Annotated in this window: 15 protein-coding genes; 8 read left to right on the top strand and 7 right to left on the bottom strand. The window is 59.3% G+C overall.

The annotated features are described in order from the left end of the window. Nucleotides 1–477: 477 nt before the first annotated feature. From AC57B1_RS16210 to AC57B1_RS16190, 5 genes are all read left to right on the top strand, one after another. A complete protein-coding gene (locus tag AC57B1_RS16210) occupies nt 478–843 on the top strand; it encodes a hypothetical protein (protein ID WP_496418011.1) in 366 nt (121 codons plus the stop codon). Between the two features lie 124 nt (nt 844–967). Continuing rightward, entirely contained in the window at nt 968–1,396 is a 429-nt protein-coding gene (locus AC57B1_RS16205) for a hypothetical protein (RefSeq protein ID WP_496418010.1), read from the top strand. A gap of 9 nt (nt 1,397–1,405) precedes the next feature. Further along, a complete protein-coding gene (locus AC57B1_RS16200) occupies nt 1,406–2,260 on the top strand; it encodes a hypothetical protein (protein WP_183802558.1) in 855 nt (284 codons plus the stop codon). A gap of 360 nt (nt 2,261–2,620) precedes the next feature. Continuing rightward, nucleotides 2,621–3,658, top strand: coding sequence for a primase-helicase zinc-binding domain-containing protein (locus AC57B1_RS16195; protein WP_496418009.1), 1,038 nt, complete (start codon nt 2,621–2,623; stop codon nt 3,656–3,658). A gap of 110 nt (nt 3,659–3,768) precedes the next feature. Continuing rightward, a complete protein-coding gene (locus AC57B1_RS16190; RefSeq protein WP_183802552.1) occupies nt 3,769–3,993 on the top strand; it encodes a hypothetical protein in 225 nt (74 codons plus the stop codon). A 64-nt stretch (nt 3,994–4,057) separates the two neighbouring features. Here AC57B1_RS16190 and AC57B1_RS16185 read toward each other — a convergent pair whose 3' ends face one another. The 4 genes from AC57B1_RS16185 to AC57B1_RS16170 all read right to left on the bottom strand — a co-directional run bounded on the left by AC57B1_RS16185 (nt 4,058) and on the right by AC57B1_RS16170 (nt 5,957). Beyond that, complete coding sequence (locus AC57B1_RS16185) at nt 4,058–4,318, bottom strand: hypothetical protein (protein WP_183802549.1); 261 nt, start codon at nt 4,316–4,318, stop codon at nt 4,058–4,060. Next, the gene (locus AC57B1_RS16180; RefSeq protein ID WP_183802546.1) at nt 4,319–4,471 is read right to left on the bottom strand and encodes a hypothetical protein; all 153 of its coding nucleotides are present in this window, start codon (nt 4,469–4,471) and stop codon (nt 4,319–4,321) included. Between the two features lie 104 nt (nt 4,472–4,575). Beyond that, nucleotides 4,576–4,944: a hypothetical protein gene (locus AC57B1_RS16175; protein WP_496418008.1), complete on the bottom strand. Its 369-nt coding sequence runs from the start codon at nt 4,942–4,944 to the stop codon at nt 4,576–4,578. Then, nucleotides 4,941–5,957: a PRTRC system protein D gene (locus AC57B1_RS16170; RefSeq protein ID WP_183802541.1), complete on the bottom strand. Its 1,017-nt coding sequence runs from the start codon at nt 5,955–5,957 to the stop codon at nt 4,941–4,943. The genes AC57B1_RS16175 and AC57B1_RS16170 overlap by 4 nt, the downstream gene beginning before the upstream one ends. 1,123 nt (nt 5,958–7,080) lie before the next feature. Here AC57B1_RS16170 and AC57B1_RS16165 point away from each other — a divergent pair. Continuing rightward, the gene (locus AC57B1_RS16165; protein WP_496418007.1) at nt 7,081–8,217 is read left to right on the top strand and encodes a phage integrase N-terminal domain-containing protein; all 1,137 of its coding nucleotides are present in this window, start codon (nt 7,081–7,083) and stop codon (nt 8,215–8,217) included. A 243-nt stretch (nt 8,218–8,460) separates the two neighbouring features. Here the strand turns inward: AC57B1_RS16165 and AC57B1_RS16160 are convergent, their stop codons facing one another. The 3 genes from AC57B1_RS16160 to AC57B1_RS16150 all read right to left on the bottom strand — a co-directional run bounded on the left by AC57B1_RS16160 (nt 8,461) and on the right by AC57B1_RS16150 (nt 10,605). Next, the gene (locus tag AC57B1_RS16160) at nt 8,461–8,808 is read right to left on the bottom strand and encodes a hypothetical protein (protein WP_496418006.1); all 348 of its coding nucleotides are present in this window, start codon (nt 8,806–8,808) and stop codon (nt 8,461–8,463) included. Then, nucleotides 8,805–9,326: a glycoside hydrolase family 73 protein gene (locus tag AC57B1_RS16155; protein WP_496418005.1), complete on the bottom strand. Its 522-nt coding sequence runs from the start codon at nt 9,324–9,326 to the stop codon at nt 8,805–8,807. The genes AC57B1_RS16160 and AC57B1_RS16155 overlap by 4 nt, the downstream gene beginning before the upstream one ends. A 418-nt stretch (nt 9,327–9,744) precedes the next feature. Then, nucleotides 9,745–10,605 carry a LysR family transcriptional regulator gene (locus tag AC57B1_RS16150; RefSeq protein ID WP_496418004.1) on the bottom strand — a complete coding sequence of 287 codons (861 nt, stop codon included), beginning with the start codon at nt 10,603–10,605 and terminating at the stop codon, nt 9,745–9,747. A 160-nt stretch (nt 10,606–10,765) separates the two neighbouring features. On the opposite strand from AC57B1_RS16150, the gene AC57B1_RS16145 reads away from it, so the two are divergent. Continuing rightward, nucleotides 10,766–11,956, top strand: coding sequence for an MFS transporter (locus AC57B1_RS16145; protein WP_496418003.1), 1,191 nt, complete (start codon nt 10,766–10,768; stop codon nt 11,954–11,956). A 38-nt stretch (nt 11,957–11,994) separates the two neighbouring features. Next, nucleotides 11,995–13,053 (top strand): alpha/beta fold hydrolase, encoded by a 1,059-nt coding sequence (locus AC57B1_RS16140; RefSeq protein ID WP_496418002.1) that lies wholly within the window; start codon nt 11,995–11,997, stop codon nt 13,051–13,053. Nucleotides 13,054–13,070: the final 17 nt, after the last annotated feature.

The raw sequence follows: 13,070 nt of genomic DNA, 5'->3' as shown, positions 1-13,070 counted from the left end.
GCGCTCCCGTTGAGTGACACGAGACCAGTCTGCCAGGTCTATTTCGAAGTCAAGTTTTTGCGGCATGCGGACAAAGCTTACATAGGGCATTCGTGTCACCCTGGAAAGCTATATGGTTTAGTCGAGCTTTCCGGGTTATGACCTTGATCCGGTTCCGTTGAACACCGGTCGGGCGCGCCCGGCGCTGGAGCCCAAAGCTGTACGACATTGGCGAGCATTTGCCGCAGCGGGCGGCCGGGCGCACGCTAATCTTGCTTTATCCAAAGGCGTCTCCCGACGCATCGACATGCCGCGAGCGAATCGCGCGCGACCTTGTATTTCCCATCCGTCTTTTCTCCTGAAGCCAGTGCTTTCGTGCGCGCCTCGCGTGGGCACGAACGAAAGCGCTTCGCGCCCGTGTTTCCTTGCTCATTGAGCATCGAAACCACCGGACAACGGTCCGGACATTCCCTGTTGAAAATTTTTCTGGAGAGAAAAATGTTGATGATGTTCTTCAAAGACGCAATCAAGTCGCCGGCCAAAACGCTGGCCCTCTGCTTTATCGCGTATTTCGCGACCGTCTCGTTTGTCGTTTTCGGTCTTCTTGTTCTGCTGGCTATCCACTGGGTGGTCAAGGAGATGAAGAAGAAGGGCAAGGCAATCCTCGCGGCTGAAGCGGATGCAGAAGCTGCTCGCGTCGAGACTGAGAAGCTCGCTGCGCGCACTGCTGCCGAAGCGAAGCCCGACGCAAGACCTGCTGCGACAACAACTGCAGCCGCCAACGACAGCAATGCGAAACCGACACCGAGGAAGCAGTACGCCAAGTCGGCTGTCATTCTTCCGTTCAAGACCGGTACCCGTTAATCGGGTTGCCGCTACCACCTACCGTCACCCTGGGCATCTGCCCTCGGTGACGGCACTTAACCCTGCCGGGAATCCCATTCCCGGACACGGGCCATGAGATTTCCGGCACCACCGGAGCAATCCCATGGAAACGCATGTGGCTGCCTGGCAGCTGGACATGTTCGGCGAATCCTCGCCTGTTATCGTCATACCCCCAAAGCCCGACCCGTTGCCCGATCCACATCTGTGGAGCGAGTCGGTTCGCGCGAAGATGGTCGACGCGCTGATCTCGCTTGCGAGCGACAGCCGTCGGGGCGACAACATGCCCGAGTCGCTGATGGACTGCGCGGACCTGTTGTCTGAACGCCTGCGCAACCGGAAGGTCGACGTCGAGGACTACCGTGCGACCCTCGGCTGGATCATGGGTCACTGGGACGGGGCACTACCCTATGTGTTCGTGTGCAAGGTCAACGGGGTCGACCCGGAGATCCTGCAGGACGTGATACTGAGCACGCCGCTTCTGGCGCGCGATCTGCACGAACTTCAACGTATGTGCTTCGGCACGCTGCTTTAGGAGCGAATCATGCCGAACGCAGCAACACTGTTCGCACGCGTCATGGCGGACGTTTTTAGCGGCAGATCGCCAGCCCAAACCAGGCCCCAACCTTCTCAGGCATCCGACGCGCCGCAAGCGCAGCGGGCTGCTCCAGTCACTCCCGCCGCGCAGCCCGCGCACACCGAGACGCCAGCCAACGCCATTCACGTCGTGGGGCAGGGCGCGTCAAACGAGACCGTCGTGACGATCGGCGATATCCCTCATCTGTTCGTTGATGAGGGCGATCACGTTGTCCAGTTCAGTCCCGCATTCGACGACCACGCTGAAGAAACCGAGTTCGGCCTGAAGATCCTTCCCGATCTGGTACCGCACTGGTCGCAGCGCGCCACACACCGTAGTCCGCTGAAGGAAGCTGTCGCTACGGCCATCCGCCAGAACGGCAAGCCAGCACCTGTCAGTCATTCGCCCCAACTCAAGGAGGTGGCTGGTAGCGCTCCTGACTCATCAGTTGAACGGGAGGAAGGGTTTGAGCCGGAGCCGGCTGCGCAAGCCCGGCCGCGGCGTGCGCACAACGTGGACTCGTCTAACGTGGTGGGCCGCATTGCTTCCTGGGGCGAAGAGCGTTTCCCGGATCGCAAAAAGCCGGGACGCTTTTACGAATCGTTTGCCATGCATATCGACACCAGTGCTGGTGAGCGAACCCTGCAGGGCGAGGGGCTCAAAGAGGCGATCGCAGAATGCCGCTGTGTCGTTGGCGACGTCGTGTCGGTTCGCCGCACCGGCAAAGTCAAGGTTCCTGCAATCCGGACGGACGGCACGCCGATACTGAAGGATGGCAAGCCAGTCTTGTGGGACAAGTGGCTCTGGGCAATATCCAAATAACAGGCCGCGCTGTTTGCGGGCTGTTCCCGGAAAGGCTCACCGCTAGTTTCACTGTATCCCGTATTACCTCACCTTCGCACGGTACACCCCCGGGTGTGTCGTGCGACGGACCTTCTCTCTCGCGTACACGCGATACCTCTTTTTAACCAGTACGTCTGCTGAAAAAAGCCGCCCGCTTACGGACCGTTTTTTTGAGCACGCGTTTTCACGCCTGTCTCAGGCACCGACCCAACCCACTCACTTCTAGGAGAGTGACTCATGACTGTAAGAAGCAAAGAGCTGTCGCCCGAGCAGTACGCGTGGCTTCAGCAGAAGCTCGCTGGCTTCGAGCGCTCGCCGGAGCAATGGATTTCGCTCCTTGTGAGCTACGGCGTGCCTGCGGACCGTCTCACCGGAAAGGCATGCGCTTGCCCAGTATGTGGCGGAGACGATCGCTTCACCTACGACAACAAACGTGGGCGTGGCGATTGGGTATGCCGTCAATGCAATAACGGAAAGGCAATGGCGGGCGATGGCCTTCAGTTGATTACCCGTCTGAACAGGATGGGGCTTTACCGTCTGATGCGGCAACTGGATGGGGGACCTGCGCCGCGTGTGCCCAACAGAGCCGTAATGGGCAGGGCGCCAAAGCCGAGACGCAAGCCGGACGCCACCTTCATTGGGAATCGGCTCAATTCGATGTGGGACGCAGCAAAACCCGTGTCGAATGGCGATCTCGTAATGCGTTACCTCGGCGCGCGCGTACCTGGATTGCGCATTTCGTCGTTGCCGGCGTTACGCCTCGGCATGCTTGAGTACCGGCATGAGAAGAAGGTGATCGGCAGTTGGCCTGGCATCCTCGCCCGGTTTGAGTTGCCCGATGGCCGGCTTGGGACGTTGCATCGTACCTATCTCGAGCGATCGGCGCCGTCAAAAGCGAAGATTGTCTCGTGCGATGGCGAGATTCTCGCGCCAAAGCTGAACGACATGACGCTGAATCCGCTCCAGGGCGGCGCAGTGCGTCTGATGGAACCGGTGGACGGCGAGATCGGCGTGGCCGAAGGGCTGGAGTCGGCTCTTGGCGCCCATATGGAGTCCGGTGTTCCGATGTGGTATTGCCTGAATATCGGGCTGCTACGCCAGTTTGTGGTGCCCGAAGGACTGGGTATCCGCGTTGTGCATGTCTTCGTCGATTTCGATGACATCGATCCAGACACCGGTAAGTCGATCGGCGTCGCCGGTGGTCTCGAACTGGCGAAGCGTCTGAAAGCGGAGGGCTTTACCGTTCTTGTGCATCGTCCCCGCGTGCGGGGAACCGATTTCGCTGACCAGTGGTGTGCGCGTTTCGCCAACGTTGTTCCGGCGGCTGACGTCACTCGCGTGCCAAAACCGGATACGCAGCGCCTCGCTGCCGTCTGACAGGCGCCGAACTTTGAAGCGGCTCTGGCCGCATTTTTTTCTGTTCGCCCGATGGGGATATTCTCCCCATCGGGGAGTGTTCCGTCGGGCCATTTCCTTTGGAGTAGAAAATGGCTTCGTTCCAGGTTCTGGTGGGTGGTTTTGCAATCGTCGCAACGAACGGCGCAGAGGGTGGCCGTCAGCGTGTTGGAAAATCCGAGGCGGTCGCTTTCGACGTCATTGACCGCAGCGCACGCGGCAACACCGCATACGCGTGTCGCGACCAGTCTTTTGTTGATGCGTGGGATTTTTGCGCGCATCGCCTTCTTGTTACTGCGGCTCCCCGGTCGCACTGAACCCGTAAAGAGGAACGGCTCCCCAGAATTTCTGGGGAGCCGTTTTTTTTCGTCTGCGATCCGCTCATCTCATGATCGCCAGGCAGACTGCTACGATGATTGCGAAGATCTTCCACATGCGCCACAGTTCGCTGGACCACAAGATCCCCGCTGCGCCAGCGAGGAGCAGCGCAACGCAAAAATCGTTGTTGACGTGCATGCTGGAGAGCATCGCGCCAAACCACCAGAGCGCGAGCGATGCGACAAAGATGATCGCCCGGCGCGTGAAGAAGGGTAGCGCCATAAACTTCGAGTAGTAAAACGTCAATCGGTCAGTGGCGTTCATTTATTCCTCCGCCTGCTTGTTTTTGAAGTGCTCGATGACATAGAGGCTGTACCAGCCTGCGATTCCAGACGCAGCAAACGCTGCGAAAAAGAGCCACGTCCGCAGCTCCGAAAGCGGCAGGCCGTGACGCACGATTTCGATCAGTTCCAGCATGTAGACACCTCGTTGGTTGACGCTCCGATGCATCGCGCCCTGCGTGATGAACATCGAAGCCATAACCTATCTTCGCATCTCTGTCGCAAAGTCAAGTCGCGCTCTCAGAAGTAGCCGCCGAAAGCGTCGGCGATCTGTTCGACATCGTGCGCGATATGATCCCCGATTTCGTTGTCCGGGACTATCTCCGCTGGCTGGTTCGCCGGCAATTCCTCTCTGCTGACCGGCAGCGCAGGTTCGCTACGCATCTTCGGGAGGGCAGCTGTTCGAATGCCCATGGCCTGGTCGGCTTCATTCCCCCCGCTGTGCTGCAACGACATGGGGACGGCGGCGAGACCTCGAAGCGCAGCTTCGGCAAGGGACCGCAAGAGCGCCGCGCGCACTCTGGCGGAGCCGGCCTGACTGAGCCTCGCGTGCAGGAGAGGCGTGGTCACCGCGTCGATGACCAGCTTCATGTCGAACTTGTCGCTCATGCTTTGGCGGTCGCGCGCTCACGTGTCATGCCCGCTTCGCCGACAATCAGAAATCCCTTGGCGTTGGCCATGCACGGCGAGTCGATGATTTCGAGCGCAACGCGCGGAAAGGCCTTACGGATGGCGGGCGCGTACAGGGCGCCACCGCCGCCAGAAAGAATGATCGAGCGCACGTTGGTGAGCTGGCCGACGTTGTTCTGCATTTCCTTCACGACACCGTGGATGACGGGTTGAGACTTTTCGAGATACGGGTCGAGATCGATATCGTTGCTGTAGAAGAAGAAGCGCTTGCGCTCGCGCAACGCCTTGTCGATGAGTTCGATATCCTCAACCTGTTCGTCCTGATCGCGTGAGATGAGCGACGCGATGCGTTGATAGATCTGCGATGCGCCACCTGGAATGCCGTCGCTGCGCTTGTCGTCCATTGTGAATCCGTTGGCGTAGACCCAGTCGGTCGTGAAATAGCCGACGTCGATGACGAGGTGTGCGCTGTCGCGGCCGAACTCGCTCTGACGGTTGGCCGAGGCGGAAACAAGCGAACCCAGCGGTTGGGGGATCACCACCACCTTGTCGATCGTGATGCGGCCCGGGCCATAGTCGAACATGCCAGTGAATCGATCACGCAAAGCGCCCGAGTATTTTTTCATGTTATGAACGGGCAATCCGAGCACCAGGCGTTCGATATGGCTGACGCCCGCGAAGTGGATCGCACCGAACAGCAGAGCCGCGTAGTTGTCGGACAGAACAAAGTCGTTCGACAGTGCGCGGCCGGTGTTGCCATACGCAGCTGTGATCGATACGTCGGGGCCAACCTCGTATTCGATCTGATCGATTACCATCGTGGCGACCTTGCGCGCGGCGAGTACGGCGTCGCCATAACCGGAGAGGGCGTGGCTTGCGGTGAGCGGAGCAAGCGACGGAAACATACCCGTCGCGATGGTGCCGCTTGCAGCACGGTGAGCGTATTTGGTGTTGCCGTAGCCGACGTCGATTGCGAAGACGGAAGTTTTCAAGATGACTCCATGCGTTGATTGAGCGACGCTCCAAAGTGTCAGAAAACTGATAGATAACTATCAGTCTGAATGGCTTCGTTGCGTGGTGCCGACGAACTATCAGAAAACTGACAGATAAGTGTTAGTTCGAATGTCCCGTCGGTTCTGTCGGAGCAAACTGACATTTTTCTGTCAGTTCTACCTGGTTTCAGTCTAGCGAGCGCGCAACAAAGTCAAGTCAACGAAAGCCGACTGGTTCAGCCCATCTTTTGACTGGTGGGATTGCCGCGAACCCACTTACGCTGTGCGTACCTACCGCGTCCACGACGCATCGATACAGAGTGCCAGGCACTCGCACGTCCATACCCTTCCGGCCCGCAAAAGGCCAAAATAAAATGAATGACCGGGTCGCACATTGATGCGGCCTTTTTTTGAATCAGATCAAGTCCATAGTGATCCACGTTGAGGACCACTGGACACCGCGATATCCATACGATTGGCGGCAGTTTGCCGCGTTGTGGCACGTTGAGGACATGTGGAGAGGCCGGACACCGGACACTTCCCACGTCCTTGATGGTGCCTGCACACGCCCTTTCAGCGAATGCTGGGTGCGTTCACTAAGCTCGATACACCGCGGCGGTGATGAACGTGCTTGGGGGCGGGGGAACTCTTGCGGACCGGTAGATACCGGATTACCGCGATTCCCTGACGGAAGACGACACGGCTTAACGCGGCCGGACAAGAACGCGTAACCGGTTTGCCCGCCGCAGCACGAAGTCGAAAGACGGACGTGCGGGCAGGGTAGCCACGAAGCTGCACACCGCGGAGCGATCCGCACAGCGCAAAACGCCGAAAGGCAATGCGCGAAACGTCGGAGGGGAGTTGCGCGAAGCGCGATTCACGCTGACAGGCAGCAGGTTGGACAGACAGATCGCATGTGCTTCCCATGCATCTGGCTGATCGGATGGAAATCGCTAAAGGTGAGGAAGGCAGTAAACCCACGCGTCAGGGAAACGGCGCTGCCGCACACAGTGCGGGGAGAGGACGGTCAGCCGAATCGGGTCACGGTGCCAGGTAGGGGCGCAGCGGATCGGCATACCAGTAACAACGAAAGATGGCAGCTAGGCTGCGGGAGAAAGGAAGAATGGCGGCTATTCTGAATGTTCGGGCGACGGTTTCCGGTTATGGATTTGCGCCCGAGTTTCGCGATGCGCTTCTCAAGCTGTTTGACACCAACATATCGCGCGTTCATAGCGCAACGCGCATCAGCAACAAATCGCTGTCGATCAAGACACAGGAATATCGGGCTGAAAAGCTCTGCAAGGCCTTTCAGGAATTGCATGAGGCCGGGTTTGCCCTTCAGACGCCATGGTCGCTAAAGCACAAACACGTTGAGTTCCTTGTCCAGCATTGGGTCTCGAAAAAGCAGACTGGTGGCACGATCGAGAACAAGCTGACCTATCTCAGAACGATAGCAAGCTGGATGGGGAAGGCGAACCTCGTCGGCGCGCTCGCGGACTATGTCGACCGTCGGGAGCACGGGCTCGTGCGCAGCTACGTTGCCACTGAAGACAGATCATGGGAAGGGAACGGAGTTGACGCGGTTGCCAAAATCGAGGAGATCGCGCAGACCTGTCCTTACACGGCGGTACAACTGAAGCTTCAGGCGGCCTTCGGCTTACGCATCGAGGAAAGTTTCATGCTGCGCCCAGCGGAAGCGGTTCGCGACTCGCAGATGCTAGCCGTCACGCGGGGGACGAAGGGCGGCCGACCGCGCGAGGTTCCCATTGAAGCGAAGCTGGCCGTGCTTGAGGAGGCAGCGCATCTCAGCAACGGGCTGACCGGCTCAACCGTACCCGCTGACCGCACCCTCAAGCAGTGGCGCGACTGGTATTACTACGTGCTGGAGAAGCATGGCGTGACGCGAAAGGGGCTTGGCATCACAAGCCACGGGCTACGTCATGGCTATCTACAATCGCTGTACGAGCTGGTGGCCGGTGTGCCTGCACCGATCAAAGGCGTCCGGGAGAAGCCCGATCGCAGAATTCACGAGGAAGCAATGCAACGCGTGGTCGAGGCGGCCGGGCACAGTCGCGTCACGAAAGCCAATGCGTACCTGTCGACCTTTGCGAAGCAGGAGCGCTTGCAGAGGACGCTGCCGACCGTGGGCGAAGTGCGGGACGCGTTGACCGCATCCGCGGGGAACAAGAGTCACGCGGCAAAGGCGCTTGGAATCTCACGGCAAGCCCTGTACCGGATTCTTGGAACAGGTGAGGATTAGGGCGAGAAAGCGCACCTTCGCGGAAATGATGCACAAATCTGTGTGTCATACGCCCCATTTGCGCAGGTGACGCTGCGCCACAATAGGTTGTCTCTCAGGTTCTGGCATCGGCCCTCGGAAATGTGCCGGAACTTTTTAGTAAGCCGACTCTCAGGAGTCGGCTTTTTTTCAGAGAATTCGGGACATTATTCTGCTCCCTATCTGCCATGGGTCAGCATGCTCCCGCGTCGACGGATTTGCGTCTCACTTCTTTTCGGGCGTTTTGAGCGGCAGGTAATGCTCGCTGTCATACGCGGTGGTGACGGTGTAGCCGTCGCGTTTGCGCATCTTCAGAAAGAACAGGGTAGGGGAGACGTCGGTCGCACCGCCGCATGCCTGCGTGTGGTTTTCGCGCACTCGCACCAGAAAGTATTTGCCCTTGTCGGCGGTGTCGAACAGCAGGCACGCGGTGTCGTCTTTTGAAAGACCGTAGGTACGCGTGATTTCCGCCGCGCGGGTGGCCGCCGTATCATTGTTCGTCACTGGTTGCTGGGCGGCGCACACCTGCGTGCAGGCAATCAACGCCGCCATGATGGTCGCGCGGCGCATCATGGCTCGATCCCCCGCGCGTCATATTGGTCGAGCCTGTGCGCACGGATGATTGCGCTGAGTTTGACGGAGTAAGACGGATCTGTCGCGTAGCCGCTACGCGCGAGCGCGTTGGCGAACTGTGAACTGCGGGTGTAAAGAAAGCAGGACCGGAAGCGAGGGTTGTTTCGGAGCATCTGCGCGTAGTCGTCGGCGGCCTCTTCATAGCTGCCGTAGGCGCGGAATGCGTCTTCAATTCTGATCGACTGTCCGTTGACCACTTCGTGAGTGGTAAATGTAGTGCTGTCGCCGCTAGGGGCATGGCCCTTCACGCCGAAATAGGCATTGCCGACGACCGATCTTCCCCAATTACTTTCAAGAGCCGATTGGGCGATGACGACCCCAGTAGGCACGTGGTACCTGCGCTGCACGTCCCGAGCGGCGGCCAGATGCGTATCGATGAATTGTTGTACGTATGCCGGCGGCGTGTGGGGCCTTGGCTGTTGCCGCGTCGCGGCATGACGGTGCGTTGATGCTGCCATGACCGGGCTGTTCCTCGTCCAAAACGGGAACCCAGCATGCCATACGCGCGCGTGGTGGGCAATCCGCCGCCCGATGCAGACGGCATAAAGTTACTTTCACCGCGGGTTCAATGTTGGAAACTTCACAACACGGTCGGCTGCCGACCCACTGCAGACGTTGACGTTGTGGCGTCTAATGACCGAAATCGAACGCATAGGCGACAATGGCGCGCGGTTTTGCCGGACTGCACATATGCGTCACACTTCTTTGGACATGTTTTCGAAAACATAGCGTTGGGCGAACTCAATGCGAACGACTCCGATCTTGCTTTGAACCGTAACGTGCTCCGGCCGGATCTCGAGGCGACGAGCACTGCGGTCTCGTCACCGCGACCTACCCGTCGGCCGGACCGCGCCCGGTAGCCAGCCGCCCATTTGATTACGCGTGCCCGACGAATTCGTCGGCGAGCTTTTCGGCGATTAAATCCATCACTACGCGTACAGCCGCATTTCGTCGCATATCGGAGTGGGCCGCGAGATAGATGTCTCGCGACAGCTTTTCTTCCGTGTGCAGCGCCAGCACACCCTTGTCAGCCTCGGCGAAAAAACGCGGTAATACGGCAATGCCCAAACCCATGCGTACCGCGGCAAGCTGGCTCGTCAGATCATTGCTCCTGAACCGGATCCGGCGGCCCTCGGCAAAGCGGTAAAGCCATTCCTGTTCAGGCACATGATCGAGCGACGAGTTGTAAGCAACGAATTGCCACGCTTCGCTGGGGAGTTCGGTATAGCCTGGTGCCGCGTACAGCCGATACGCCATCCTACCGACCCTACGCGCGACATTGGTCATTTCGGTCGGTCGGGACAGGCGCACTGCGATGTCCGCCTCCTGGCGACCGAGCGAGATGAAGGACTGGTTGCCTAGCAGAACCAGATCGAGTTCGGGATGCCGCAAGCCCAGCTCTGCCATGCGCAACGCGAGGAAGGCGCCCGCGAGGGAAGGCGGCGCACTCACCGTTACCTTCGCGCGGGCTGTCGTTTTTCGCGCCCGCACGCCTCTCTCCAGCGCATGGGCCTGTGCCAGCATACCTTCGGCCGCGCTAGCCACTTCGCCACCCGCCTCTGTCAACTGCCACCGTCTTGCAAGCCGGTCTACCAGTTTTTCGCCCAACGCATGCTCGAGCGCCGCGATATGCCGCGCGACGGTGGCGTGGTCCACCTTCATTGTCCGCGCCGCGCCGGATAGCGTCCCGGCCTCCGCCAGCGCTAAGAAGTGCCGCATATCGTTCCAGTCGAACATGGGTGCAAATTCTCACAAGCAAGGTGAAATCTTGCCGGATTCCCGGCCGCCGGTCCCGCTGATACATTTTGCACGACGGCCGACATCTTCGCGGCAGCCCTGAAATTACTTTCGTCGGGCATGTCATCGACCCGGCAGTCAGCATTTTTTTGGAGTCCGATTGTTCAGCATTCTTCCACTTTGCCTCGGCACGTTTGCACTCGGGATTGATGCCTACATCATGGCAGGTCTGCTGCCGGGCATAGGTTCGAGCTTCAATGTTCCAGCCTCGGTTGCAGGGCAGACGGTCACGATTTTCACCGCCTGCTACGCCATTACAGCGCCGCTTTTCGGTGCGCTGACCGCCGGTAAGCCTGTCCGACGGGTGCTCGGCGTGGCGCTCGTCCTGTTCACATTGGCGAATGTGCTGAGCGCGACGGCTACCGGTTTTTCCACACTGCTGGTGTCACGCGCGGCGGCCGGTGTGGGCGCAGGACTCTACAGTCCGATTGCGTTCAGCGCCGCTGCGAGCATGGTTTCCCTCTCACAGCGCGGGCGAGCGCTCGGACTGATCGTCGGCGGACTCGCGTTGGGTACGGCTGTCGGCGTTCCGGGTGGTCTCGTTCTCGCGGAACACTTCGGCTGGAGGAGCGCGATGTGGCTGATCGTGATGCTCGGGTCAATCGCATTCGCGGGCGTCGTATTGCTGATGCCGAAAGTCGCCGCTCCATCGCCACCGTCTTTTCGTCAGCGCATTGCCGTCATGGTGGACGCACGCGTCGCCGCGACGATCGGGGTCTCGTTTGTTACGTCCGCCGCGTCGATCGGACTGTACACCTTTATCGCGCCGCTGTTGCATGCGACCACGCGCATTCCCGACCCGCTCCCGTATCTTTGGATGTGGAGTCTCGGCGGGATCGTCGGTGTCTATTTTTGCGGCGCACTTATCGATGCCACCGGACGTCCAGAATGGCTCATGTCGGTTGTCCTCGTTCTCATGTTCGCCGTGTTCATGTCGATGGGAATGGCATTGTCACATCAGGTATCGGCATTTGCACTCTTCGGCGTCTGGGGCGTCGCAGCCTGGTCTTCACAAGCGCCTCAACAACATCGGCTGCTTTCGTTGCATCCGGATAAAGGAAGCGTCGTGGTGGCGCTGCAGAGTTCAGCTCACTATCTTGGCAGCGCGGCTGGAGCGGCGCTCGGCGGACTCGCGCTCGCCGCGGGCTTTCATCTCGTGCAATTGCCGATGTTATCGGCGGGACTTTGCGTCCTTGCGTTCGCGGGACAACTCGGTGTGCTGGCTATGGCGAGGTCGGACCGGCTGCGAGCCGGACGAGTCGCGGTCCTGATCGAAGGAGACCTTTCGTAAAAGCCATTCAGTCCGGATTTTTTCGGGGAACGGTCCGCTTGACCGAGCGCCCCTTTGCGTACCGCAATGCATTGCGGCCGCCAATTGCAATACAACCATTGGAATCCCATCATGACAGGAAAATTACCATGAAGCATTTCAGCAAGATCGCCAGCCTCCGTTTGAGTTTTATCGTGTCCGCGTTCGCGGTGGCTTTCTATCTGATGCCCGCGAATGCAGCAAGCGCGAGGGCCACGCCGGTGAACGGCATGTCGACTACCTTCCAGACAGTACCCACGCAGTTCATCGATGTCGATGGCACGCGATTCGCCTATCGTCGATTCGGAAAACGCGGTGGTATCCCGCTGGTGTTTTTCCAGCACTTTGTGGGCAATCTGGATAGTTGGGATCCGAAAGTCATCGATGGCTTCGCCCATGATCGTGACGTGATTCTGTTCGACAACGCCGGTGTCGGCAGTTCGGGGGGCGAAGTACCCACCACGATCGAAGCGATGGCGAAGCAGGCAATCGCCTTCATTCGCGCGCTTGGCATTACAAGAGCCGATCTGCTCGGTTTCTCGATGGGCAGTCTCGTCGCGCAGGAGGTCACCATCGAACAGCCTGATCTGGTTCATCGAGTCGTGCTGGTGGGGAGCGGGCCGCGAGGCGGCGTGGGAATGGCTACATTGACGCCGGAGTTCCAGGCACTTCTCGCGAAGAAGCGCACATCCGAAGAGGACCTGTTGCTCGATGTCTTCTTCACGAAGTCGGATGCGTCGCAAGCTGCTGGACGTGCGTTTCTGACGCGAATCCACGCACGAAAAGTGGGTCGCGATGCTGCCGTCGGTGCCAAGGTGGCGCCCGCCCAGGTTGCCGCGTTTTCAGCGTGGGGCGTGCCGAGCGCGGACTCCACTGCTTATCTCCAGGCAATCAAACAACCGGTTCTCGTGGTTGCCGGCAGCAATGACATCGTCCACTACACGATTAACTCCTACACCCTGCAGCAGAAACTGCCGGACGCCAAGTTGATCATCTACCCGGATTCGAATCATGGATCGCTCTATCAGTATCCCGATCTGTTTTTGAAAGACGTGAGCGGGTTCCTTAACCAGCCCTGATAGCCGCTCGCTCCCGG

Source organism: Paraburkholderia sp. BGA-UO-ETr-F21, from assembly GCF_059567925.1.
This window is presented reverse-complemented; position numbering and strand designations above follow the sequence as displayed.

What these genes read in the sequence shown, in the direction of transcription:
- AC57B1_RS16210 (WP_496418011.1), top strand. Translation starts at nt 478, where the DNA reads ATGTTGATGATGTTCTTCAAAGACGCAATCAAGTCGCCGGCCAAAACG.
- AC57B1_RS16205 (WP_496418010.1), top strand. Translation starts at nt 968, where the DNA reads ATGGAAACGCATGTGGCTGCCTGGCAGCTGGACATGTTCGGCGAATCC.
- AC57B1_RS16200 (WP_183802558.1), top strand. Translation starts at nt 1,406, where the DNA reads ATGCCGAACGCAGCAACACTGTTCGCACGCGTCATGGCGGACGTTTTT.
- AC57B1_RS16190 (WP_183802552.1), top strand. Translation starts at nt 3,769, where the DNA reads ATGGCTTCGTTCCAGGTTCTGGTGGGTGGTTTTGCAATCGTCGCAACG.
- AC57B1_RS16185 (WP_183802549.1), bottom strand. Translation starts at nt 4,318, where the DNA reads ATGAACGCCACTGACCGATTGACGTTTTACTACTCGAAGTTTATGGCG.
- AC57B1_RS16180 (WP_183802546.1), bottom strand. Translation starts at nt 4,471, where the DNA reads ATGCTGGAACTGATCGAAATCGTGCGTCACGGCCTGCCGCTTTCGGAG.
- AC57B1_RS16175 (WP_496418008.1), bottom strand. Translation starts at nt 4,944, where the DNA reads ATGAGCGACAAGTTCGACATGAAGCTGGTCATCGACGCGGTGACCACG.
- AC57B1_RS16165 (WP_496418007.1), top strand. Translation starts at nt 7,081, where the DNA reads ATGGCGGCTATTCTGAATGTTCGGGCGACGGTTTCCGGTTATGGATTT.
- AC57B1_RS16160 (WP_496418006.1), bottom strand. Translation starts at nt 8,808, where the DNA reads ATGATGCGCCGCGCGACCATCATGGCGGCGTTGATTGCCTGCACGCAG.
- AC57B1_RS16155 (WP_496418005.1), bottom strand. Translation starts at nt 9,326, where the DNA reads ATGGCAGCATCAACGCACCGTCATGCCGCGACGCGGCAACAGCCAAGG.
- AC57B1_RS16150 (WP_496418004.1), bottom strand. Translation starts at nt 10,605, where the DNA reads ATGTTCGACTGGAACGATATGCGGCACTTCTTAGCGCTGGCGGAGGCC.